The sequence below is a fragment of the Pseudoalteromonas prydzensis genome (assembly GCF_001661495.1).
GTDB classification, from domain to species: Bacteria; Pseudomonadota; Gammaproteobacteria; order Enterobacterales; family Alteromonadaceae; genus Pseudoalteromonas; species Pseudoalteromonas prydzensis.
On sequence record NZ_BDDT01000003.1, the window covers coordinates 135098 to 159857 of the forward strand.

Below are 24760 nucleotides of genomic sequence, written 5' to 3' on the forward strand. Positions count from 1 at the left end.
GAGTTGCTTGCTTTAAAATACAGGTAATTAATTTTATTAAGGAATTCAGCAGTAATGAATTCTATTCCAGTTAGCCTGTTTGGTCGGGTGTTTGCGAGCAAAGCACGCTTAGCGTTTGATCAGCATACGCTTGTTATTCGACAAGCTAATTCAATTACTACTATCGGTTGGCATGAATTGTTGGCGCCATTATCTTTCTCTTATGGGGTTTTCGGGCAAACTATTCGCTTTGCCACAGCTGAGCAAAACTATACATTTTTGATGCGAGCATATGGCACTCACCGACGAATTAAAACGAACTGTGAGCAACATTGGCTACACGCAAATATGACTAAACTTAATGCAGTATTGACTAAAATATCGCAGTTTGTTGAGTTGCGATATTTACGTCAATCTCATGTGGCCAGTTTAAAGCAAGCTGCACTTGCAGAATATAAACGCTGGTTACCTTGGATAAAACAAAGCCCAGCACTTCACTTAGTTGCTAATAAAATAACCTTACTTGAACAATATGCTAATTGGCATGAACAACTCACCATCCACCTACAACAGCGCTACCTTACTAAACAACTTAAATTACATGCCCGTTTTTTTGATGCGGTCGAGACTAATCCTTTAACACTCAGTCAAAGGCAAGCGTGTATTATTGATGACGACAACAACTTATTGTTAGCTGGGGCGGGTACCGGCAAAACCAGTGTAATGATTGGCCGAGCAGGTTATTTAGTCACAAGTCAGCAAGCACAATACAGTGATATTTTATTGTTAGCTTATGGCCGAAAAGCAGCTGATGAAATTGATGAAAGGATTAAAAATAAACTCGCCAGTGATAAAATAAAGGCTGCAACCTTTCACAGCATTGGTCTTGCGATTATTGCTAAAGTTGAACATGGCAAACCCAGCATGAGTGTGCTTGCCCAAGATGAACAAGCAAAAGCTAAATGGGTGCAACAATGTTTTGAGTCACTGATTGATAACAACGAGCGTTATCGCACTCTAGTGCTGGATTATTTTAGTAAATATTATTACGTCGAAAAAAATGAGTTTGATTTTAAAACCTTAGGTGATTACTACAGTTATTTAAACGATAACGATATCCGTAGTCTAAAGGGCGACAAGGTAAAAAGCTTTGGTGAGTTATATATTGCTAATTGGCTGTTTTATCACGGTATAGATTATCACTACGAAGCGCCTTATAAAATTGCCGTAAAAACCATTGAACGCAGCCAATATAAGCCTGATTTTTACTTACCTGAGTACGACATTTACATTGAATATTACGGCATTGATGAAGCTGGCAATACGGCGCCTTACATTGATAAAGCGCAATACCATGGCGCAATTGATTGGAAAAATACCACTCATGCCAGTAATAACACTCACTGTATAGCTTTGACTTATGGGCAACATAAACAAGGCAAGTTGTTAAGTGAACTTGAACAAGCGCTTTTAAGTGCGAACATACAAACGCAGATATTGCCCGTAGAATCACTGCTCGAAAGCTTAAAAGAAACTGGCAGGATCACCGTATTAGCTGCGTTATTTAGTCAATTGCTTAGTTTATATAAGGCGGCTTATTTAACTGATGCCGATGAAGTTGATGTTATTAAACGATCCCTTGATGCCAAGCAAACAACGCAAGCGTTGGCGCTATTAAAACCAATTATATTTAACTACAACGCTTACTTGCAACAGTGCGGTGAAATTGATTTTGAAGATATGATCAGCAAAGCAATTGGCTATGTTGAGTCAGGCCAATTTGTCTCTCCTTGGCGCTATATTATGGTTGATGAGTTTCAGGATATTTCACACTCTAGAGCGCGATTAGTTAAAGCCCTGCGTGATAGCCGTAAAGGGTGTTCGGTATTTGCTGTGGGTGATGATTGGCAAGCTATTTACCGCTTTAGTGGTGCGGATATAAAGTTAACCACTGAGTTTAAAACGTATTTTGGTTTTACCACCGAAGCGCAATTGGACACTACTTTTCGTTTCAATAATAAAATAGCCGAGGTTGCTTCAGCATTTATTAGTAAAAATCCTGCGCAACTTAATAAAACCATCACGTCTTTAACTCAAGTAACGCAGCCTGCGGTATCAATATTAAGACGCGGCAAAGCGCCGACTACTTTAAATCATTATCACAGCGAGCTACCTGAGCTTGCTAATGGCGCGATAGATGATGTGCTTAATGCAATTAGCGGCACAGTGTGTAAACCCACGACGGTGTATTTTTTGGCACGTTTTTGGTTTCAACTGCCAACCCATACAGATATTAACGCCATGCAAGCGAAATATCCGCTGTTAAAAATTCAGTCGCAGACCTTTCATGCAGCCAAAGGCAAAGAGGCTGAATATGTGGTGATCATCGGCTTGCAAAAAGGGAAACATGGTTTCCCCTGTGAAAAAGTAACGCCCGCCATTATTGATGCATTACTGCCTGAGCAAGAAAGTTTTCCATTTGCTGAGGAGCGACGGTTATTTTACGTCGCACTGAGCCGCGCTAAAAAGCGGGCCTACATAATTGCAGATATGGCTAATGCAAGCAGTTTTGTAACAGAGCTAATAGCCGAATATGATGTAGAGCTTAATGAATTTAACACTGACATAGCGCAAACGCATAGCAGTGAAATTAATTGTATGCGCTGCGATACCGGGGTATTAAAAGAGCAAACGGGGCGCTTTGGGCTATTTTTCAGTTGTTCGTTATTTCCCCGTTGCGAACATAAAGAGAAGCCTTGTCAGCAATGCCAAAGCCCAATGACCCGCAGCCGCCATGCTGGATTTAAATTGTGCGTTAATGAGTCGTGTAATCACATGCAGCCTCTGTGTGATAAATGTGGCGCTGAAATGGTATTGCGTAATAGCAAAAAAGGGCAGTTTTGGGGGTGCAAAAATTTTAAAGGTAATGATCCACTCAGCTGTAAAAATGGTAAAGACACTACAGCAATTAAATGGCCAGAGCAGGTTTAAGCGGGCTCTTTGTATGAGCCCCTTAAAATGATTATTAAGTAATTTATTGCATTGCAACTGCCAATTGGTGATATAAACCAATCCCTACCGTGACGTTAAATGCGAAGGTAATACCAAGTGAGCTAAGCATTGCTAAGCCTATATCCGCTTTTGGGATGGCAGCTTTAATAGCAGCAGGGGCGGCTATATAGGAGGCACTGGCTACTAAGCTTGCTAGCACCACTACAGATCCAAGCTCGAGCTGTAAGGCTGTGCCGACAGTGACTCCAATCATTCCTAACAACAGCGGTGTGACTAAAGCAAATAATGCAACCCGCCAGTGATGCCAAGGAAGAGGGCGCAGTGTTTTGGCTGCCGTTAATCCCATTTCCAGTAAAAATAACGCCAGTACGACTTTAAAGCTGCTAGTCAGTAGGTTGGTGACTTGGCTGCCTTGTTGTGTGCCGTAAAGCATGCCGATAATAACGCCACCGACTAACAGAATGATGCTTTTATTGGTTAGCGTCTCATGCCAGAGTGTTTTTAATGAAAGCGTGCCTGTGTTGTTATTTTCTCTATTAAGGCGTCTGTAAAGTAATAACCCTACAATGATTGCCGGTAATTCTAGCATCACTAAATAAAGTGTGACCTCTGCACCAACGCGCAGCTGAGACGATTCTGCATACGCTAATGCAACGGCAAATGTCCCTGCACTTACCGAGCCGTAGTGCGCTGCAATACTTGCGCTATTGGCGACGGAGAGTTTTACTAAGTATTTTAAAACAGGATAAAGCATTAACGGAATAAACGCGCCCAACAACATTACGGTGCCCATTTCTGGTAGCAACTGCCAACTCAGATTACCATGTAAAACCATGCCGCCTTTTAAACCAATTGTTAGCATTAACAACAAACTGAGCGTTTCGTAGGTCGCTTGCGGTATTTTTAAATCAGATCGCAATATCCCAGCAACTAAGCCTAAAACAAAAAACATCACAACAATATCTGGCACACTTTTCCCCTTTGTATTTGAAGTGGCGCTATTGTAGTGAAAATATTGCATAGTAAATAATAAAATGATTGATAGTTATGTATAGGTTATTATCAATGGGTTGTTGATTAATTTTTCTTTAGTGAGTTAGGCATGGATCTAAGACATATATCTTTTCGGCTACTTGAAGTATTTATGAGTGTGGTAACAACGGGGTCTATTAGTAAGACCGCAAGAGCGCTGCATTTAACTCAGCCTACGGTATCGTTGCAAATTAAGCGCTTACAAGAGTCAGTTGGCGAACCTTTAATCTTAATGCAACAACAAAAGTTAACGGTGACCGAAGCAGGGCTAGAATTATTTAAAACCTGCCAGCAAGTATTTGGTCAGTTTAATGATTACAAAGACTTTTTAGCCCAGCTCAGGGGAGGAGAGCGCGGCCGTTGTAAAATTGCCATGGTCAATACTGCGCAATACATTTTGCCTAAACTACTTGGCCCGTACAGTAATTTGCACCCACATGTTGAGCTGCCCCTAGAAATTGGTAATAGGGCGGAAGTTTTAGCGCGTTTTGAACGTGGAGAAGACGATATTTATGTATTTAGCCACCCACCATCTTTAGAGCATGCAAAAGCAGCGCGCTTTTTACAAAACCCGCTTGAGTTCATCGTGCCTAGCGAACACCCACTTGCAGCAGCCTCTGCGGTAACATTAGCTGAACTGACCCATTACCGATTTTTATTAAGAGAGCCCGGCTCAGCAACGCGGATGTTATTTGAAAGCGAATTACAAGGACGAGGCTTAGTGCTAAGTGACAGCGTACAGATGGCCAGTAATGAGGCGATTCGGGTTGCAGTATCATCTGGAATGGGCATTGGAGTACTTTCTCGTCATGTGCTGCCTAAAGGGGAGCAGGGATTTAAAGTACTCACTGTTAGCGATACTCACTTAGCCAGTCATTGGTATTTTGTGATCCGTACCGATCGGCACTTATCTCATGCTGCACGTAGCTTTTTACAATTTGCAGAGCTTAACTTAGCGCGCTATTTAGATGCTCGTTGGGTGCGCAACGAGCTGAACCAACTTGAGCTAAACTGAGTAGAAATTATTTTTTCTACAATTATTTAAGTGTGGGGGTTGAGTCGCGCAAAATTAAATTTGGCTGGAATATATGGCTAATGGTAATGCCAGTGTGCTTATAAATATCTTTAAGCACTAAGTTTGCAGCCATTTTGCCCATCTCTGGTACTGGGTTATTGATAGTGGTAAGCGTAGGATATAAATAATTGGTAAATATGACATTATCGTAGCCTATTATGGCAAGATCACTGGGCAGATCAAAGCCGTGCTCTCGAGCATACTTCATAGCTCCAGAGGCCATTTCATCATTAGCGCACACCAGTGCGGTAAAGGAAGCTTTGTTATCAATGAACGATTTTAAGCCATCATTGCCGCCGGTTTCTTTAAAGTCGCCAATGTAAAATAAGTTTTCATCAAACTCGATATCAAATTCTTGAAGGGCTTGTTTATGGCCTTTGAGTCGATCAGATGCATCTATTTTAAATTGTGGGCCTGCAATATATGCAATATTTTTATGGCCTCGGGTGATCATGGTTTTAGTTGCTAAGTAACCACCCATTACGTTGTCTAGACTTATGCAGTTATCTTTAATTTCTTCAACATAGCGGCTCATTAAGTAGATGGGGGTTTTACCTTTACTCAGTTCAATTAAGTACTCGTTTGAGACTGCTTCAACATGGGCAATAATGGCATCGCAATTGCGGCTAATTAAAAATTCAAAGCCATTTTTTTCCTTGCTTTCATCACTGTGTCCTGGGGTTATAATAACGTGCTTGCCTGCAGCGCGAAGCTGCTCTTCAATCGCTGACATCATTTGGCCGAAAAATGGGCCATCTAATTCTGAAACTAAAATACCCACACTACTGGTTCTACTTGAAGCAAGTGAGCGGGCAATAGAGCTTGGTTGATAACCAAGCTGTTGCATTGCTTCCATTACTTTCTTTTTAGTTTTTTTACTCACGTAATCATTATTGTTCAGAACTCTGGACACAGTCGACAAGGATACACCTGCAAGCTCTGATACCTGATAAATTGTAGCCATTGATTTCCTAACGTTAATGCGCTGTTTTATAATACTTTTTATAAGCAGTTTTGAATATAACTTGTAATTTACACATTACTGCGTCTAATTGCCAAGTCTTCTGTAATTTTTTGCGTCATTTGCGAAGTAAGTGGGTATATTAGCATCAAAATTGCCCCTAAGAAGGCAAATGCAGCAGGTATCCAACTCATTAATAGTTGCATGCCGGGTAATGATTGCTTGATAGTTGCTTCGTCCATACCGTTATAGCCGTAACCAGCTAACACAACCAGTACTAGAGCACCTGCAAAACCACCACCGGTTTTTTGTACAAAGGTACCTGCAGAGTAAATTAAGCCAGTGGCACGGCGTTTGTTTTTCCATTCAGAATAATCAGCAGAGTCACCTAACATACTAAAAAACAGCGTAGGCATCATTGCGGCAAAAAACTCCGCTGCGCAACCAAAGGTAAATATCGCGACAATATTATCACTTGGCACCCAATAGAATGCGGTCGTTAATAAACCGCTTAATACCAGCGATAGAACAAATAAATTACGTTTGCCAATCATCTCGGCCAATTTACCGGTAGCAAGGGCGCCAAAAATAGAGACGATTAACAACGCGACAAAATATTGCCCAGCCATAAGCTCATCAGCCACTTGGTACTTAAAGTAATAGGCAATAACACCATATTTAATACCATTAAACATCATGGTTAAAAAGCCAATGCCAAGCAGGATAAGCCACGGTTTATTGGTTAATAAATCAACCATGTCGCGCTGCGAGCCTGTTAAATTCGATTGATCTTTGTTGAGTAGTTTTTTAATAACGAAAGTCATTGCCGCCATAATTACAGCGAAAAATATGCCACTGTAGATATCACGATAGTAAAAAAATAAGGTGGTTGCGAGCAGCGGTAAAATAATAAACGGTAGGTTTTTAGTTAAATCTTTGAGCTCTGATTTTAAACTTCCCTGGTTAGATGCATGGGGAACTACACGCTCTTTTGTGGATACAAAAGTGATTACCATAAGGGCTATCAATACTGCGGCAAATAAATACATAGTTAATTGATAGCCTTTGGCATTATCACCAGCACCAAAGTAAGCCACTAATTCGGGTAAAAACCCCATAACCATTAATCCGCCTGCAAAGGCCCCAGCAAAACGAAAACTAGATAGCTTAGTTCGCTCGGTATGATCTGGGCTCATGACCCCCATTAAGGCCGAATAGGGTACATTACTGACTGTATAGGCAAGCGTTAAACCAATATAAGTGACGTAGGCGTAAATTAATTTATTAGTTTCATTAAAATTAGGCGTGGTAAAACACAGCACCATAAACAAACCTAAAAAGGGCGCAGACCAAAGGATCCATGGTCTAAATTTTCCAAACCGAGTATGCGTTCTATCTGCAATCATGCCCATAATAATATCGGTAACACCATCTGAGAGGCGTACAACCAAAAATAGCATGGCTGCTGCTGCTGCAGATATGCCAAAGGTGTCGGTATAAAACACGGCAAGGTAGGCAAGGGCACCACGCCAAACTAAATTAGCGCCAGCATCGCCCATGGCATAGCCGACTTTTTCATATAAAGGTATTTTATTCACTGTGTGTGTTTCTTATCGTTGTTTTAAGTGACTAGCCGATTTTATTTTAAACATCGGCTAGCATAAATTACCGGCTTGTGATCAAGTTACTGTATGCATGACCACTGGCTTTCACTGTACGTTGTTGGGTATGGTAATCAACATATACAATACCAAAGCGCTTCAAGTAGCCTTCAGCCCATTCAAAGTTGTCCATTAAGCTCCAAGCAAAATAGCCGTCGACGCGTACACCTTGTAAAGTTGCATTGTGTAGCGCTGTTAAATGTTGCTGATAATAGCTAATACGATCTACATCATTTACTTCGCCATTATCGATTGTATCCTTCATGGCTGCACCATTTTCAGTAATATAAATTGGTGGCAGAGTATACTTTTCGTTTAACGAGACTAACAATTCGGTTAAAGCTTGCGGGTATATTTCCCAACCAATATCAGTTAGTGGACCTTGATGAGGGCGCTCGTCGTAAAAGTCATGCTCACTTGCTTGATAATGAAGGCGAGTATAAAAGTTAACACCAAGGTAGTCTAAAGGCTGTGCGATGATCTCCATATCACCTGGGTGAATATCAGGACGCTGTTCAATTGGTAATTGTTCGATAATATCAGGGTATTTACCTTCCATTACAGGGCGCATATACCATTGATTTATATAATCATCTGCAAAAGCAGTGGCTTTTAAGTCAGCTTCACTTTGGCTAACTGGGTAGCAAGGAGTAAAGTTTAGCACTATCCCATTTAGCGCGTTGGGGCTGTTTTTAGCAAGTTTTTGCATTGCTAAACCATGGCCCAGCAATAAGTGATGGGCTGCTTTGCGGCCAAATTCACGGCCCACTTTACCGGGTGCATGAACACCAATTTCATAGCCTAAATAAGAACTACAAAATGGTTCGTTTAGTGTTGCATAAGAATAAACGCGTGCAGCAAAAGCTTGGCTGATTAAATCTACATAGTTAGCGTATTCAAAAGCAGTATCACGATTAAGCCAGCCGCCTTTATCTTCTAAATGTTGCGGTAAATCCCAGTGGTAAAGGGTTACAAAAGCTTTGATGTCGCGACGTGCAAGTTCATCTAAAATATCTGTATAAAACTTAACACCAACTGGGTTTAAGCTGCCATCGGCTTTGATCACGCGCGGCCAAGATACCGATAAACGATAAGCATCAACACCTAAAGAGGCTATTAATTCAATATCGTCTGCCCAGTTGTTATAGTGATCACAAGCAACTAAACCGTTTGAATTATCGGCAATCTTACCTGAGGTGGCGCAAAATGTATCCCAAATACACGGTAGTCGGCTATCTGCACCACCTTCAATTTGAAATGATGCTGTTGCAACACCAAAAGTAAACTCGTTGCTAAGTAGCGGTGAGTTAGCGGGTAAAGATAATTGTTTCATTAATAGAAAACCTCTGCTTGCTTATACAGTTTGTAAATACGTTTTTATAGTAAAAATGCAATAAATGTGAAAGCGCTTCCATATTTAATTTGATTAATGCTCTAGCATGGTATTTAATGTTATTTCAGGAAGCGCTTCCATATTAAGGTTAGAGGCTATTTCTTAGCAGGTCAATAGTTAAATTTAGATAACAATAAATACTTTTTATTGTTCATAGCAAAAGTGGCATATCGATTTAGTCCCATTGATGCGATGAGCAAGCATACGCATAAACTAATGACGGCTTCAGACAGGTTAAGTAGATATTTTGTTGTGTTGTCCAAAGCCCTTTAATTATTTAAAGGGCTTTTTTTATGCCTTAAATGGTTGGGCAGTATTGTTGCAAAAACGCTTGATGAGATGGCAGTGCTGCAACGCGTTGGCTGATCTGTTTCTTAATACTTGTTAAAAAACGGGTTAATTCTTCATCAGTCATTAAACTGGCTATTAAGTGATACTGCTCAGGCTTAATACCTTGGCCTAGCATCACTTGTACCCATGAGTCGACCCTAAATATATCGCCATCATCTAAAAACACCCGTCCTGTGCGTTTAAATAAGCTAATTTTATGCGCTAGGGTTTCCGGTACGTCCATACTCTTACAGTGCCGCCAAAATTCACTATCAGTGCGCTCAGTCACTTTGTAATGCAACACAATAAAGTCACGAATATTTTCGATTTCACTTTTTAGCTGTTTGTTATATTCATTGACTGCTTGCTCAGTGATGCCATTAAATGGAAATAGCCGCATAAAGCGAATAATACCTGACATGATCAGGTGAATACTGGTTGATTCAAGCGGCTCGACAAAGCCACTGGCAAGCCCTAGGGCAAGGCAGTTTTTATTCCAACCTTTACGCCTGCGACCTGTTTTAAACTTGATGATTTTTGGTTCGGTCAAAGTGTCACCTTGAATGTTTTCAAGCAGTAACTGCTTTGCTTGCTCATCCGCTAAATAGCGACTGCAATAGACCAAGCCATTACCAACCCGCTGTTGTAACGGTATTTGCCATTGCCAGCCTGCCTCATGGGCTATGGCGCGGGTGTAGGGTTTTATATCCTCATCAATGGCTGTTGTTTGCACCGCAATAGCACTATCGCAGGGCAGTAAATGAGACCAGTCTTCGTAACCTGTATGCAGCGCTTGCTCAATCAGTAGGCCGCGAAAGCCAGTGCAGTCAATAAAGAAATCCCCCTCAATCGTGTTGTTGTCAGCCAGTGTTAAGCTGTTAATTGAGCCTGAGTCTGGGCATTTATTGACGCTGGTAATTTTACCTTCGAGGCGAGTAACCCCTAAGTTTTCTGCAAACTCACGTAAAAATAATGCATAACGACTGGCATCCATGTGAAATGCATAGTTAATCGGGTTTTGTTGATTAAAGGCAAACTTGTTCTGTTTCGCCGCTTGCAGTTCATAACAGTATTGGCCAAATTCAGACTCTAATCCTAATGACAAACTGTGCAGCCAAAAGTGATGAAATTCACCCGCCCAGCACTCTTTACCTGTCATGCCGAATGAGTGAATGTACTGTGTATTTGTTTGCCCCCAGTTTTCAAAACTAATGCCTAATTTAAAACTTGCTTGCGTGGCTTGCATAAATTCTTGCTCATTAATACCGAGTAATTTATGAAAGGTGCGAATGGGCGGAATTGTCGCTTCACCAACGCCGACCGTCGCAATTTCGTCAGACTCAATCAAGGTGACATTAATATTTTTACCAACTAATTTACTTAGAGCAGCAGCGGCCATCCAACCGGCTGTGCCACCGCCTGCTATTATCACGTTTTGAATAGTGTTATTGGATTTCATAGGTGAGCCTTTTGATCAGGTGTTTGCTCGAAGAGCTGTTTTAATAATGCACGATTTGTTGGTAAAGCCTGTAAATATTGCGCTATTTTTTTACGGTTTTGTTGATAAAAATAGTGTCCAATTTCAGGGTTGTTAAAGGTATTTTTGGCTTTATTAGTTTGGGTATCAAAACCCATACCATACAGTACATATTGGTAACTTGCCGAAGGGAAGACCTCTTCATTTTCAATAAAGTCAAAACGACTCGGTGGTTGATATTGCCAAATTTTAATTAGCTCTGCTAAACGAGGAGGGGTGCTCGCTGCGGTTTTTATATCCAGCCAGTATTGGCTGTCATCACGCTCACTTAAGATATAATGTAATTTTAAAAAGTCGATAACCCGTTGCCAGCGATAACTAAAGCGTTGATTGAATCGCGTTGCTAATAGGGTCATATGGTTGCGCTCTTGCGGCATTTGTTCACTTAGCATTGTCAGCGATAATTCCACCATGGCAAGCGCGGAAGCTTCCAGCGGCTCTATAAATCCTTGCGACATGCCAATGGCAATACAATTTTTTATCCAAAACTGTTTTCTATACCCTGGGGTGAAATTCAGTTTGCGAGTATGCAACTGTTCGGCAAGTTCTGCGCCCACGGATTGTGCCGCATAGCTTTTTAAAAGAGCAACCGCTGTATGCTCATCACAGTATTTATCACAGTAGGTATAGCCAATACCACGGCGGCTAGGCAGCCCGATATCCCAGATCCAGCCATGCGGCTGCGCTGTTGACAGTGTTGCGCTGGCAATCTCTTGTTGTTCATTGGTATAGGGCAGGTGTGCGGCAATTGCACTGTTATTAAACAAGGTACGCTCTTGATTTATAAACGCCGAATTATAATGTTCAGCAATTAAGCGCCCACGTGCACCGGAACAATCAATAAATAAGTCCCCCGTTATATCACCGTGCTGTTTAGTTGTTAATGAGCGAATATAGCCTTGGTCATCATTATTAACAGCCACTACATCGTCGACAATATGGCATACACCCAGTTGGTTTTCGCAATGTTCTTTTAAGAAGCTCGCAAATTTGCCCGCGTCGAGATGGTAACCATAATTAGTCACCGCAGCGTACTCTGGTGTGGTGACTTGTTTTGGAGCAAGACCCGCTTGGCAAATAAAGCTTTGCATATTTAAGGCGTCTGCGTACTTTTGGGCTGCAGCATGTTGTTGCCAATAAGCATGTAGGTTGGTTTCTAAATAACCTTGCGGCGTCATAAAAGGGTGATAGTAATTTTCACCTGGGTTTAAATTGCGCCAGTTTATAAATTTTGAGCCTTGTTTGAATGAGGCATCGCAGTGCTTGAGAAAATCGATTTCTTTAATACCTATACGCTTTAACGTATTACGCATTGATGGCCAAGTACCTTCACCGACACCCGAAATAGCAATATTGGCGGATTCAATCAGAGTAATCTGTTTATCTGGATGCTCAGCACTAAGCAAGCCTGCACTTAGCCAACCTGCAGCACCGCCACCTAGTACCACAATGTGTTGTATTTTTTTATTCATTGTGTGCTCTTCTGTTGTCTAATTTAAACGACAAAAGCCGCTAACAGGTAGCGGCTTAATACTCATTAAGATGGTGAGTTAAAAATACCATTACTTAAAAGTTATAGCGCATGCCTATGTTATAACGCGCACCATTTTGCTCCAAGTTCCATAATTGCGCTTGGTAACGGCCATGCTGACGCATGTTTTGCTCAGTTATATTAAGCCCTTCAACGAAGAATGACATTTTTTCATTGAAGTTGTAGGCAATATTAAAGTCAATTTGATAATACTCTTCAGTGAAGCTCGGCTCATTTACATAACGTGCGGCACTATTTAAGAACTTATCACGCCAGTTATAAGCAATACGCGCTTGAAACTTATCGTTTTCGTACATCGCAATGAAGTTAGCTGTATCACTCAAACCTACAAGGGCAAATTGAGTAGTTGTTGGATCCGCAGCCACATTAAAGTCAATATCACCATTTACAATAGTGTAGTTAGCTTGGAGACCAAAACCACTTTCACCAAAGAAGTGCTGTACTGCAAGCTCGTAGCCATCGATTTTTGCATCTTTATTATTAGTGGGTACCTGCGCTGTAAAGTCCATAAGTGGATCATCAGCATTAGGTAACACATCATAGGCTGCTTCAAACTCGTCGTAGCTCATTGAGTCAAAAGCAACACCATTCTCCATTGCAGCAACCATTTGGAATAAGTTTGCATCGGTAAATGCTAAGCCTCTTGCTTCAAGCTCTGCTTTAGCTGCTTCGGCGCGCGGGCCCGCAGATGCATCACGTAAACCATAGTAGTTTTGTGTCATGGGTGTTAAGCCAATAAAGTTATCCACTTTCTTATTAAAGTAGCCGACTGACACATAGCTTACATCAGTAAAGTACCATTCTGCGGAAACATCAAAGTTATCAGATTCCAGTGGCACAAGCCCAGGGTTACCCGTTGCAGCAGGTGCATTGGTGGTACCAGGAATAATTGTTGGTCCTGTTGGTACACCTACCGTTGCCGCAGAACTTAAATTGTCATAAGTAGGGCGGGCAATCGTTGTGCTGTAAGAAGCACGCAGCGTGACGTCTTCAACCACGTTAATATCAAAATCTAAGCTCGGTAAAAAGTGGTTATAGCTTGAACTTAATGAATAATCATCTTTATCTGTACCATAACGCACATTGAAATCGTTATTACCTTCCCATGCGACGGCATTAGGTAAGTCGATATTTGCAGTTGAAGTTATGTCGGTTGTCTCGTAACGGGCGCCAATAACTAAATTAAATGGCATACCACTTAATTCGTTACTGTAGTTGTACTGCACAAAGGCTGCTTTGATGTCTTCTTTTATTGTGCGATTGGTTGCGAATGCGCCATCCGCAGCAAAATTAAAACCATATTGCTCAGCTGCCCAATAACCAATTTGTGAAGCGCTCCCAGTGAAACCTTGATCAAACGAGCCGCTGGTATCGTAATCATCAAATTCAGCTAAGAAATTAGTGGGATCTAGGTATCCGTCAGGCAGTTCACCAGGGTTTTCAATCCCCCAGTTCCCCATAGTATTACGCGTAAGCGATTGTAGAGACTGGCTTTCCATAGATCGTGATTCAATACCGAAATCTATGCTGCCGTTATCCATTACATAGTTACCGTGCAGACGAAACTCATCAACGGTTGATTCTTGGCTGGCAAAGTTTGCATCTAAGATCGAAGTACCTACATCAGCTTGCTCCAGAGCACCTGTGCAGTTTAAGTTTTCGCGACTGCAATCATCAAAATCAATCACCATAGATGGCAGATCTCTGCTGAAATCAACTTGTTGCGCTGCAACCACATTTGCACCTAAACCGGCATTTATCCAGCTGCCATAAGGTGCATCTGGTTTGCTGGTAGCTTTTGAGCTATGGGCATCAAACATGAAGCGAAGTTGGTCGTTAAAGTAGTATTCAAGATTTAAACCAATTGAGTTATTTTCATTTACTTGGTTTTGTTCTTGTAATGCTAAACCCAAATCGCGAGTCGATAAATCACGGCGTTCTTCTTGATAATAAATTGGCGTTTTAACGTCGTTATCATCAAAGATTAAATGAGTTTTGTAGTTATCCATCCAAATAGATTGTTCTGCACGTGCTTCAAATAATTCTTGTTGAGAATAAGTATAATCAAGCGTTGCGGTGAGTGAGTCTACAGGGCTGTATTGCAAGGTGAGTTGTGCATTGGTTCGAGTACGTTCACGATCAGCAATGGTGTAACGTAAATCAGATGGCATTGAATAATATTGGCCCATTGCAGGGGCGTTTTCTAGCACAATATCATCCGCCGCTTGTGGAATTGTACCGTCGTACTCAGTGGTTCGCCATTCGCCAACAAATGCGCCCGTTGCTGAGCTGTCACGTTGTTGCATACTGGCGGTAAGTGATGCGCCAAATTTGGCGTCTTCATCCGTCCAACTAAATATGCCTGAAATTTCAGGTGTAACATCATCACCAACACGGTTGGTCGTATCATGCTGTGCTTTTACACCAATATTAGCCACTAGGCCTGGGTTATCAAGAGGGCGAGCAGTATTGATATTGATTGTTGCGCCAATACCACCTGATGCAATGCTGGCTTTACCTGTTTTATATACTTCGACTGATTTAACACTTTCAGAAGCAAGGTTAGCAAAGTCATAGGCGCGAGAGTTTGGTGCGCCGCCGCCCGCAGGAAGAGATGCCGCAGGCATAGTACGACCGTTTAGCGTCACCATATTATAATCAGGGCCAAAACCACGAACGGTTACTTTAGAGCCTTCACCGTTGCTACGATCAATCGAAACACCGGTGATACGTTGCAAAGATTCTGCGAGGTTAGTATCAGGGAACTTTCCAATGTCTTCAGACGAGATGGCATCAACAACGCCTGATGAGTAACGTTTCAGTTGTGTTGACTCTTTAATACTACCTTTAAAACCAGTGACTTGAATAACTTCAAGTTCTTCTTGTTTCTCAACTTCAGCCGCATAGGCTGATAGCGTGGTTGCTGCACCTAAAATCAAAGATAAGCTGGTTGCTAACTTTGTTCTTTTAAAAATATGACTCGACATTAGGTTTCCCCTCGTACTGTTATCATTATTATTAACCGCTTTAATTGATAGCGGTATTATCGTGTGTGGAAGCGCTTCCAGAAATGGTTGTGGGTATTTGTGGTAGCGCTTCCAGAGAAGGCTAGTGGAATTTTTATGTTACGTCAACAAATGAGTTTAATTAATTGGAATAAAGTTGTGGCTAAAATGTATCTAAATATTTTTATCTAGTCGCATGGCTACAGCGTACGATTAAAATAGGCTTACGTGCTATGGCACGATATGAGTGTTAAATCGCGACCACGACTTGGTTGCGACCATTATGTTTAGCTTGATATAACCCTTTATCTGCTTGTGCAAGTAAGTCATTGATATTACTATCTTTCGAGCGTTTAATTACGCCAATGCTAAGTGACAAAGAAATACTCTGCTGCCTATAGATAAACGGTTGGTTTTTAATAGCAAGCCTGATCCGCTCTGATAAAGCATGAGCATTTTTTTCAGAAGTATTAGGTAGTAAAATCGCAAATTCTTCACCGCCGATACGGGCAATAATATCGTGCTCACGTAACTGTGCTTGAATTTGTTTAGCAACCCATTTTAATGCCTCATCACCTGTATCATGGCCAAATTGATCATTCACTTTTTTGAAAAAATCAATATCAATCATTAGCGCACATAATTCTTTTTGACAACCGTTGGCTTGCTCTAAATGTGTCGCACTGAGGTTTAAAAATGCGCGTCGATTAAGGAGCCCGGTAAGGGGGTCCAAATTTGCTAAATCAGTCAACACTTGCTCTGATTCTAAGAACATTAAAACAGGCCAGACTAACGCGGTGCACGTGGAGAGCACAATATGGCTAATTAAGATTACTGCCAGAGCCTGTTGAGTATCTACCACTGATGTTGGCGCAGAAAGTAATAGGGCGGCTTGGCAAAACATCAATATCGCATGCACAACAAAACAAATTTGTAACACTAAAAAGTGGGTAATACGGCCCAGGTGCAACGTTTTTAATGCATAAGCGGCATAACAAAAGCAGCAGGCAATTAATGTTGTGGTATAAAGCTGCCCAAAAGAAGAACTATAAATAGGCAGTAAAATTACTCCCGATGCCAGTAACACTCCAAGGCATGCAGAGAATTTTGTTCTCTCAGTGTTATTATATGCATGGATACCGAGGATTGCCGCCAAAGGCGTGGCGATGATGAATAGATCTGCTAAGTAGTGTGATACAAAATCTAAATCAATAAATGCTCGTAGCGCAGCTGTGATCTGCGCTAGTACAAAAATAAAACAAGAGCAGCACCAATACAAATAGGTTTTTTGTTTTTTGAGCACATACAAAGACATCAAAAATGAGCTAATGATGGAATTAAGTAGTATGGAGATTATGATGATAGTGGGTAAATGCATCATGTGTGGTACTTCCTGCGCGCCAAACCTAATTGCCCTTATGATACCTTTTATAATGTTCTTAATTATTATGTACTATTTGGTTAATAGCAAGATAATAAAAAGGGACTAATAAAAGCACTTACCTTAATAAATTTTCAAGTGCTTTTGGTAGTGTAGGGTAGTTAAAGCTAAATTGCTGTGCCAGTACTTTGTTAGGCACAACAAATTGTCCATAAAGTAATAAATCAGCCATTTCACCCATCACTAACTTCAGAACAAAACTAGGCATAGGAATAACAGCAGGGCGGGTGAGAGCTTTGCCTAATTGGCGGCTGAATTCTTTATTGTTTACCGGGTTAGGTGCTGTAGCGTTAATTGCCCCGCTAAGGTTATTATTATCTAACACAAATAAAATAAGCTCAACCATGTCATCAATATGGATCCACGACATGCCTTGCTCTGCAGTGCCAATTGGCCCACCTAAGCCTAATTTAAATGGAGGCAACATTTTCGCCAGTGCACCAGCGTGTTTAGCTAATACGATCCCGGTACGCAGTGTACAAACGCGGGTGTTAACTGATTGTGCTGCAAGTGCAGCTTGCTCCCACGCATCACACAGCTGATGGCTAAATTCCGGGTTTATAGCGGTAAAGCTTTCATCAATCAGGGTATTATCTTGACGTCCATAAAAACCAATGGCACTGCCAGAGATAAACGTATGAGGCGGTGTTTGGCAGTGTTGGATTGCTGTAACTATTTGCTGAGTTAGCAGAATGCGGCTATCAAGTAGGCGTTGCTTTTGTTTGTCGCTCCAACGTTTATTCACAATAGGCTCGCCAGCAAGATTAATCACGCAATCAACACTGTTAAAATCAACGTTTTCTATAGAGTCTACGGCTAGAATGTTTGCACCGAGTAATTGCGTTGCTTTATTTAGATTGCGTGTTAACACTGTTAATTGATGATTTTCAAGCAAACGCGGGCATAAATGACTGCCTATAAAACCGGTGCCGCCAGTAATGAAGATATGCATAGTGTTAACTCAGTTAATTAATTTATAGTTATTATACGTACACAAGACGGGTTTGATCACTTTACAATGATTTCATTCTCGTTACTTTTCACATACACTAATTGCAATTTATATTTTCAAGGATCGTAGTTTGGCTAGTTTAACTGGGGTAAACCGAAGTTTAGTTATTTTTGCAGCGTTAGTTATTGTATTGGCAGGTGTAAAGTCAGCTAGTGTGATCGTTATTCCATTTGTATTGGCAACGTTTATTGCCATTATTTGCAATCCATTATTAAGCTTTTTTGGCCGCTATAAAATCCCAAAAGGGTTGGCTATTATGTTGGTAATGCTGATGGTGGTTGGCATTGGTGTTAGTTTAGCGGGTTTAGTAGGGCAATCATTAACTGACTTTTCGCAGCAGTTACCGCAATATAAAGCCCAACTTAAAGAACAGTTTATTTTGCTCGTGGATACGGCAGCAAAATACAACATCTTGATCAATAAAGAACAAATAATAGCAATGTTTGATCCTGGTAAGATCATTGATGTGGCAACTGGAATGCTCACCGGTTTAGGTGGCGTTATGGCCAATTTATTTTTAATTATTTTGACTGTGGTGTTTATGTTGTTTGAAGGGCCAATGCTCAGCCATAAAATACACATGGCATTGGATGATCCTGACCGTAAAATGCAACAAATTGACCGTTTTTTAGAGTCAATTAACTCTTACCTAGCAATTAAAACTGTGGTCAGTTTAGGCACTGGCGTGCTTGCTGGGATCTTGCTATGGCTGTTAGATGTTGATTACTTCGTATTATGGGCTGTGATGGCCTTTATGTTTAATTATATTCCTAATATTGGCTCTATCATTGCCGCTGTCCCTGCGGTATTGCTGGCGCTGATCACGCAAGGGCCGTTTGTAGCGAGTATGGTGGGCCTTGGTTATTTAACGATCAATACTGTGATGGGCAATATTGTTGAGCCTAGATACATGGGCAAAGGCTTAGGGCTATCAACCTTAGTGGTATTTTTATCATTAATTTTTTGGGGCTGGCTGATGGGCACGGTAGGTATGTTGTTATCAGTGCCGTTGACTATGATTGTTAAAATAGCCCTTGAAACCAGTGAAGAAGGACGTTGGCTGGCAACTTTATTAGGTAATGGTGAAAACCTAGAAGAAAAAAAGAGCTAGCATTTTAGTTGGCAATAATAAAAAGCCACGTTATTTTTACGCGGCTTTTTATTAATAATTACTTTATAGGTTGTCTTAAAACCTCTATGTGCTGCTCTAAAATACGTATTTCGCAACGTTTATAGACAATTGCAGCTTGGGTACCGTTAGGTACCTTTTGTAAATAACGCCACTTACAGCTATCTTCTAAATACTTATTTTGACTTGTTATGCTGCGCTTGAAAATCGGTAACAATTGCGTGTTACCAGTTTCTTCTTCAATCTTGTTTAAATCTAAAGTGATCTTATTTACCCAAGTTTGCTGGATGCGCGTTAAACTTTCTATTTGCTTATCTAAACATTGCAGATAGCTTTTAGCTTCATCAGGAGTTGCTTGAGCCGCTAAATTGCATTGCTCATCTGCTTGTATTGGCGCACTGAGCAGTATAAGCAGTGTACAGCTTATTGATAGTCGCTTATTTTTTATCATGATAATTAAACTCTAAAATAAATTTCGCGCCGCCGAGTGTGTCAGCATCTAAAATAGTGAGGGTGCCGTGATACGACTTTACCAAGTCTGACACGATTGCCATTCCCACGCCGTGACCACTCTCGTAGGTATCTAAACGAGTTCCGCGGGTGAGTAGAGACTCGCGCTTATCAACGGGAACACCTGGACCATCGTCACTAATTGTAATAGTGAGGGTGCGTTTTTGGAGTACCTGTATATCGACCTGTGAGCGACAAGCTTTACAGGCATTATCAATTAAGTTGCCAAGTAGTTCTAGGAGATCGGTTTTATCTCCTAAAAAATAATTTTTATCAGTGACATCGCAGGTGAAAATAATGTCTTTATCTCGATATACCTTGCCCATCGCATTGAGAATTGAATCGAGCACAGGTTTAATGACTGTTTGCTTTTTCCAGGTATCGGACGCACCGCTTGCTGCACGCTTTAATTGATGCTCGATCATCACATTGATCCGATCAAGCTGCTCTTGAGCGTCGGCATCATTAGCCAAGGGACTTGATTTAAGTACCGCTAGGGGCGTTTTTAAGGCATGAGCTAAATCACTGAGTGAGGCGCGATAACGCTCTTTTTGGCGTTGTTGAGTTTCGAGCAATAAATTTAAATCGGCTTTTATTGTTTGTAGCTCGACAGGGTAGAGCCCTTTAATTTCTTGAATATCGCCGGATTCAATGGCTTTTATTTCTTTATCAAGGCGTTGTAATGGCCTCGCACTCCACACAAAACCGATTGCCATTAATGCTGCTATGGCAACACCCATGACATACATCCAGTTTACTAAGGTCTGTTTAAAGCCGTCCATTAACCGAAGTAGGGCATCATTGCGTTTTAACAAAATAAAGCGGGCGTGTTCGGATTGGTCAATATTATTTAAAATAACAGTGAGACTTAATTGCCAATACACATTATTTTTATATTCGACACGGCGAAAATCAGCAGCCCCGGCCTTGGTTTCTATTTCGTCTGGCACAAAGTTTACATTGACCGCCGATTCTGAGTGCCAAACAGGTTGATCGTCACGGTAAATCATTGCATAGGTATCAGAATTTAGGCGATTTAGCTCTGGCGCTAAAATAGTGCTTGGCATAATTATACCGCGCTCAGTGAAATCGACTTCTGAAATTAATGAATATAAATGGGCTTCGAGGGTTTTTTCGGTGGCTTCTACTAATGAAGCATAGTACGCCTTGCCAATCGAGAAAAACAAAATGGGTAAGGCGACTAATAAAACAAAGACAAGGATAAATCCTTGCCTTACTTTTAACGGTATTTGCGATGCTACCACTGACTTTTGAGCCTGTAACCACGTCCGCGTAATGTTTCTACAGGGTTAAGTGTGCCATCAGGGTCGAGTTTTTTACGTAAGCGCAATACGAATACTTCGATCACGTTTGAATCTAAATCAAAATCTTGATCGTAGATATGCTCAGTTAACTCAGATTTTGAGATCACTTTTTGCGGATTCACCATTAAATACTCAAGTACTTTGTATTCGTAGGCGGTCAAGCTTAGTTCTCTATCATCAACCCACACTTGCTGTGAGCGGGTGTGAATTTTGATCGGACCAGCCGTCATTTCTGGATTAGCTTTACCTGCACTGCGGCGAATAAGCGCGTTACAACGAGCGATTAACTCTTCAACATGAAATGGTTTTGTCAAATAGTCATCAGCACCCGCATCAAGCCCTTCAACCTTATCTTGCCAACGGTCACGGGCTGTTAAAATAAGGATTGGAATGGTAATACCTTGGGCTCGGGCTTTATTAATAAGCTCAATCCCGTCTATCTTAGGTAAACCTAAATCTACCACAGCCATATCAAGAGGGTACTCAGTGATGTGGAATAAACCCGCTTCGCCATCATGACAAAGGTCAACACTGTAGCGTTCTTTTTCTAGCGCATTACGCAAGTTATCTGCTAAGTGTAAATCATCTTCAATTACTAAAATTCGCATTTATTAATCCTTTTTCACTTCGCCGGTCTTTTTATTGACATGAACGTCGACGACATGGCCGTCCGATTTTAAAATTCTTACGGTATAAATATCGTTAAGTACGGTAATTTTAAGAGTTTTACCATCTTCGATTTTTTTAGCAAGCTCCACAGCTTGTTTTTTATTGATCTCAGTTTTATTGCCTTGAGATGCAGCTTGGCTATTAGTCGAAAATACACTCAAAAATAGCACAATGAAGGCGATGCTGAGAGCTAACACAGTACGCATGATGGGAAACTCCTAAACCAGACCTGAATAGTTTAATGAACCAAGTAGCTAAAATTCAAGTAAAACCACTAAATTCTATGATTCAATGCAATGGATTTTAATTAACAACCCGTGAACAAACACTGAATTATTGTGCTTAGGCGTAAAGTGTTTATAGCAATTGAATTAATACCTTGCTCAAATAAAGACTAAAATTCTATCTGGTTGTTGGCATTATTTAGCTAGGGAACACTTTTTTAAATGGTTTTACTACTGAGTTATCATAAACGCCACCGCTTACATATGGATCTGCAGCCGCCCATTCACGTGCGGCTTCTAATGAGTCAAATTCAGCAATTACCAAAGAACCAGTAAAGCCAGCCTCACCTGGGTCTGTACTATCAATTGCTGGTAACGGGCCTGCTGTAAATAATCGACCTTGTTCATCTAATGCTTGTAAGCGTTCTAAATGAGCAGGGCGGGCAGCTTTTCTGTGTTCTAAACTATTTTCAACATCAGTTGAGTAAATCATATACAACATAGCGTATTCTCTAAGATTAATAGTATGAAATTGCTCTGATACTAGCACAGCAAATTTAATTGGCGAATAAATTACGATTAGTTTTCGCTTTCTGGTCAATCAATAAGCGGGTTTACAGCACTAAACTATTTTTAAACTGAATCTGCTTGAAAAGCTTACTGTAACACTGGTAGAGTCGCTAAAATGATACAAAATAATAATAAGGTTTTTAAATGAGCGATACTCGTGAGCATTTTAGCTCCCGCCTCGGATTCATATTAGCGGCGGCTGGTTCAGCGGTAGGTATTGGTAATTTGGTTGGCTTTCCTGTCTCAGCTACAAAAAATGGCGGCGGTGCATTTTTACTCGTTTATGCGTTATTTGTGGTGTTTATTTGTTTACCAGTCATGATGGCCGAAATGGCGATGGGTCGCCAAGCGCAAAAAGATCCACTTGGCTCGTATAAATTATTATCAGGTAATGATAAAAAATGGAGTTTTGCTGGATTTTTAGCCGTATTAACGCCGTTTATGATAGCTGTTTTCTATATGGTAATAACGGTATGGATTTTTGGTTATTTGAGTCAAGTTGCTGTTGGTAACTTAGATGTGTTGGCTGATCCGAAAAGCTTTGGGGTGTTTATTAACAGCTCTAGCGTATTTGGTTATATGGCGGCTGTGGCGATTATAGTTAACTTAATTTTAGTGGGTGGTGTTAAACAAGGTATTGAAAAAGCTGCTAAGTTTTTAATGCCCGCATTGTTTGTGTTATTGATTGCATTGGTGGTTTATGTATTGACCTTAGATAATGCGATGGCGGGTGTGAAGTATTACATTATTCCTGACTTTACCAAAATGAATGCCAGTGTATTGAACGGTGCATTAGCGCAAGCGTTTTTCTCGCTATCATTAGGGATGGGGATTCTGATGACCTACGCATCCTATATCTCGAAAAAAGATGACATTGTGGGCAGTGCTAAGATGGTAGCACTGACGGATTCATTGGTGGCGTTTATTGCCGGCTTAATGGTGTTGCCAGCGATATTTAGTTTTAACCCAGAGACTGATCCAACTAAGTTATCAGATTCTTCTGTATCGATGATTTTTGAGTTCTTGCCAAAAATTTTACTCGCGTTACAAACTGATATTGGATACATAGGTGCTTCAATTGTGGCATTTATATTCTTCTTGTTAGTGTTTTTTGCCGCTATCACCTCGTTGGTATCGATTGTTGAAGTGCCAACAGCAACGTTAAGTGATCGCAAGGGCATCAGTCGTAAAATGGCATTATTGATTTTAACTGGCAGCATTGGCCTGTTGACTGTATTATGTACAATGTCATTTGGTATGGTCGAGAGCTTAACGTCATTCACTAATTATGGTGGTGGTTCGAAAAGTTTATTTGATATTGTTTATGATGTTTTTTACGACACGATACTACCGCTAAATGGTTTAATGGTGTGTTTGTTTGTAATGTATCGCTGGAAAAAAGTACGTTTGAGTGAAGAGCTAAGTCAAGGTTGCCCAGGTTATGCGGGTAGCTTTACTGAAAAGTACGTTAATTTTTCACTGTCAACTTTCATTCCGGTGATTTTGTTACTGATTTTTGTAAATACCGTAGCGACTAAGTTTTTTGCGATGAGTATTTTCGGCTTTTAAGCCAGTTATTCACTACGAATAAAAACCGTGCCGATCCTGATCAGCACGGTTTTTTATTGCCTAAAGCTATTCTCTTATGTCATTGCGCCAGAGTCCAAGTACTGGCCAATTCCCAAAGTAAACATCCACAATCCCCATAGGCTATGTTCAATAACACACACAAAGGTAGAACGGCTTTGTGCATAGGTGAATGAAAACAATAAGCCACCAATAAAGGCCAGTAAAACGGCGACCCAGTTAGCATAAACAATATGCGCTAATGCAAATACAGTTGCACTGATCACGATACGAATACTCTTTTTTGGCATGATGCGTTTATAGCGGTGAAAAAAGTAGGTTCGAAATATTAACTCTTGCGGCAGCACTGATAATAGCGGATACAAGAGCAGCAACATAAGCCAGTCATGGAAGGAATTACGCGGTAGCAAAAACCAATTACCTTGGTTGATGATGCCGTAAAATACCCCAGAGAATAGTGCGCCAATAAAAAAGAAGCTAAATAATCGACGTTTCACCGCAGAAAATTCACCAAAGCTGGTGAGTCTAAAGCGTTTAAAGTGCGGATCGCCAAGTAGTAGCATGGAGCAAACACTCATTAATACAATGAGTGCGGGGATCAACCAATTAGCTAGGTGAGCGCGAAGGTAAAAACCTAGCAAAGGCAAGCAAACAAATATCAGTGTGAATTCAAACCAGCGGTATTGATTGGCGTTCAAGGTCGTCTCAGCGTGATTTTGTATAATAGCCTATCAAGCTAAGACGACAGATTTATGA

The 24760-nt window shown here is 40.9% G+C and carries 19 protein-coding genes; 4 read left to right on the forward strand and 15 right to left on the reverse strand.

Going from position 1 to position 24760, the window contains the following annotated elements:
* Positions 1-54 precede the first annotated feature (54 nt).
* Positions 55-2970: a UvrD-helicase domain-containing protein gene (locus tag A7968_RS07990; protein WP_064666059.1), complete on the forward strand. Its 2916-nt coding sequence runs from the start codon at positions 55-57 to the stop codon at positions 2968-2970.
* 43 nt (positions 2971-3013) lie between these two features.
* Here the strand turns inward: A7968_RS07990 and A7968_RS07995 are convergent, their stop codons facing one another.
* Positions 3014-3961 (reverse strand): sodium-dependent bicarbonate transport family permease, encoded by a 948-nt coding sequence (locus A7968_RS07995; protein ID WP_064666060.1) that lies wholly within the window; start codon positions 3959-3961, stop codon positions 3014-3016.
* Between the two features lie 132 nt (positions 3962-4093).
* Between A7968_RS07995 and A7968_RS08000 the strand changes: the two genes are divergently transcribed.
* Complete coding sequence (locus A7968_RS08000) at positions 4094-5038, forward strand: LysR family transcriptional regulator (RefSeq protein WP_064666061.1); 945 nt, start codon at positions 4094-4096, stop codon at positions 5036-5038.
* Positions 5039-5060: 22 nt separating this feature from the next.
* On the opposite strand, the gene A7968_RS08005 is transcribed toward A7968_RS08000, so the two are convergent.
* The 8 genes from A7968_RS08005 to A7968_RS08040 all read right to left on the reverse strand — a co-directional run bounded on the left by A7968_RS08005 (position 5061) and on the right by A7968_RS08040 (position 17930).
* Positions 5061-6062, reverse strand: a complete 1002-nt coding sequence (locus tag A7968_RS08005) for a LacI family DNA-binding transcriptional regulator (RefSeq protein ID WP_064666062.1) — start codon at positions 6060-6062, stop codon at positions 5061-5063.
* A 68-nt stretch (positions 6063-6130) separates the two neighbouring features.
* Entirely contained in the window at positions 6131-7657 is a 1527-nt protein-coding gene (locus tag A7968_RS08010) for an MFS transporter (RefSeq protein WP_064666063.1), read from the reverse strand.
* Between the two features lie 67 nt (positions 7658-7724).
* Positions 7725-9053 (reverse strand): GH1 family beta-glucosidase, encoded by a 1329-nt coding sequence (locus A7968_RS08015; protein ID WP_064666064.1) that lies wholly within the window; start codon positions 9051-9053, stop codon positions 7725-7727.
* Positions 9054-9411: 358 nt separating this feature from the next.
* The gene (locus A7968_RS08020) at positions 9412-10902 is read right to left on the reverse strand and encodes a tryptophan halogenase family protein (protein WP_064666065.1); all 1491 of its coding nucleotides are present in this window, start codon (positions 10900-10902) and stop codon (positions 9412-9414) included.
* A complete protein-coding gene (locus A7968_RS08025; protein WP_064666066.1) occupies positions 10899-12452 on the reverse strand; it encodes a tryptophan halogenase family protein in 1554 nt (517 codons plus the stop codon). Before A7968_RS08025 ends, A7968_RS08020 begins: the two co-directional genes overlap by 4 nt.
* Before the next feature lie 94 nt (positions 12453-12546).
* Positions 12547-15519: a TonB-dependent receptor gene (locus tag A7968_RS08030; protein WP_064666067.1), complete on the reverse strand. Its 2973-nt coding sequence runs from the start codon at positions 15517-15519 to the stop codon at positions 12547-12549.
* 268 nt (positions 15520-15787) lie between these two features.
* Positions 15788-16918, reverse strand: a complete 1131-nt coding sequence (locus A7968_RS08035) for a GGDEF domain-containing protein (protein WP_064666068.1) — start codon at positions 16916-16918, stop codon at positions 15788-15790.
* Positions 16919-17036: 118 nt separating this feature from the next.
* A complete protein-coding gene (locus tag A7968_RS08040; RefSeq protein ID WP_064666069.1) occupies positions 17037-17930 on the reverse strand; it encodes a TIGR01777 family oxidoreductase in 894 nt (297 codons plus the stop codon).
* A 130-nt stretch (positions 17931-18060) separates the two neighbouring features.
* On the opposite strand from A7968_RS08040, the gene A7968_RS08045 reads away from it, so the two are divergent.
* Entirely contained in the window at positions 18061-19101 is a 1041-nt protein-coding gene (locus A7968_RS08045) for an AI-2E family transporter (RefSeq protein ID WP_064666070.1), read from the forward strand.
* Positions 19102-19159: 58 nt separating this feature from the next.
* Here the strand turns inward: A7968_RS08045 and A7968_RS08050 are convergent, their stop codons facing one another.
* From A7968_RS08050 to A7968_RS08070, 5 genes are all read right to left on the reverse strand, one after another.
* A complete protein-coding gene (locus A7968_RS08050; RefSeq protein ID WP_064666071.1) occupies positions 19160-19570 on the reverse strand; it encodes a hypothetical protein in 411 nt (136 codons plus the stop codon).
* Positions 19557-20894, reverse strand: a complete 1338-nt coding sequence (locus A7968_RS08055; RefSeq protein ID WP_064666072.1) for an ATP-binding protein — start codon at positions 20892-20894, stop codon at positions 19557-19559. Before A7968_RS08055 ends, A7968_RS08050 begins: the two co-directional genes overlap by 14 nt.
* Positions 20888-21562 carry a response regulator transcription factor gene (locus A7968_RS08060; RefSeq protein WP_016709350.1) on the reverse strand — a complete coding sequence of 225 codons (675 nt, stop codon included), beginning with the start codon at positions 21560-21562 and terminating at the stop codon, positions 20888-20890. Before A7968_RS08060 ends, A7968_RS08055 begins: the two co-directional genes overlap by 7 nt.
* 3 nt (positions 21563-21565) lie before the next feature.
* Complete coding sequence (locus tag A7968_RS08065; protein ID WP_064666073.1) at positions 21566-21829, reverse strand: PepSY domain-containing protein; 264 nt, start codon at positions 21827-21829, stop codon at positions 21566-21568.
* 217 nt (positions 21830-22046) lie between these two features.
* Entirely contained in the window at positions 22047-22349 is a 303-nt protein-coding gene (locus A7968_RS08070) for a YciI family protein (protein WP_064666074.1), read from the reverse strand.
* Between the two features lie 212 nt (positions 22350-22561).
* Here A7968_RS08070 and A7968_RS08075 point away from each other — a divergent pair, with 212 nt between their 5' ends.
* Positions 22562-23986 carry a sodium-dependent transporter gene (locus A7968_RS08075; protein WP_064666075.1) on the forward strand — a complete coding sequence of 475 codons (1425 nt, stop codon included), beginning with the start codon at positions 22562-22564 and terminating at the stop codon, positions 23984-23986.
* Positions 23987-24060: 74 nt separating this feature from the next.
* Here A7968_RS08075 and A7968_RS08080 read toward each other — a convergent pair whose 3' ends face one another.
* On the reverse strand, positions 24061-24702 hold the full coding sequence (locus A7968_RS08080; RefSeq protein WP_064666076.1) for a CPBP family intramembrane glutamic endopeptidase: 642 nt from the start codon (positions 24700-24702) through the stop codon (positions 24061-24063).
* Positions 24703-24760: the final 58 nt, after the last annotated feature.

Excerpts from the sequence above, each read along its gene's own strand:
- A7968_RS07990 (WP_064666059.1), top strand. The coding sequence starts at position 55 with ATGAATTCTATTCCAGTTAGCCTGTTTGGTCGGGTGTTTGCGAGCAAA.
- A7968_RS08000 (WP_064666061.1), top strand. The coding sequence starts at position 4,094 with ATGGATCTAAGACATATATCTTTTCGGCTACTTGAAGTATTTATGAGT.
- A7968_RS08005 (WP_064666062.1), bottom strand. The coding sequence starts at position 6,062 with ATGGCTACAATTTATCAGGTATCAGAGCTTGCAGGTGTATCCTTGTCG.
- A7968_RS08015 (WP_064666064.1), bottom strand. The coding sequence starts at position 9,053 with ATGAAACAATTATCTTTACCCGCTAACTCACCGCTACTTAGCAACGAG.
- A7968_RS08020 (WP_064666065.1), bottom strand. The coding sequence starts at position 10,902 with ATGAAATCCAATAACACTATTCAAAACGTGATAATAGCAGGCGGTGGC.
- A7968_RS08025 (WP_064666066.1), bottom strand. The coding sequence starts at position 12,452 with ATGAATAAAAAAATACAACACATTGTGGTACTAGGTGGCGGTGCTGCA.
- A7968_RS08030 (WP_064666067.1), bottom strand. The coding sequence starts at position 15,519 with ATGTCGAGTCATATTTTTAAAAGAACAAAGTTAGCAACCAGCTTATCT.
- A7968_RS08035 (WP_064666068.1), bottom strand. The coding sequence starts at position 16,918 with ATGATGCATTTACCCACTATCATCATAATCTCCATACTACTTAATTCC.
- A7968_RS08040 (WP_064666069.1), bottom strand. The coding sequence starts at position 17,930 with ATGCATATCTTCATTACTGGCGGCACCGGTTTTATAGGCAGTCATTTA.
- A7968_RS08050 (WP_064666071.1), bottom strand. The coding sequence starts at position 19,570 with ATGATAAAAAATAAGCGACTATCAATAAGCTGTACACTGCTTATACTG.
- A7968_RS08060 (WP_016709350.1), bottom strand. The coding sequence starts at position 21,562 with ATGCGAATTTTAGTAATTGAAGATGATTTACACTTAGCAGATAACTTG.
- A7968_RS08065 (WP_064666073.1), bottom strand. The coding sequence starts at position 21,829 with ATGCGTACTGTGTTAGCTCTCAGCATCGCCTTCATTGTGCTATTTTTG.
- A7968_RS08070 (WP_064666074.1), bottom strand. The coding sequence starts at position 22,349 with ATGTTGTATATGATTTACTCAACTGATGTTGAAAATAGTTTAGAACAC.
- A7968_RS08075 (WP_064666075.1), top strand. The coding sequence starts at position 22,562 with ATGAGCGATACTCGTGAGCATTTTAGCTCCCGCCTCGGATTCATATTA.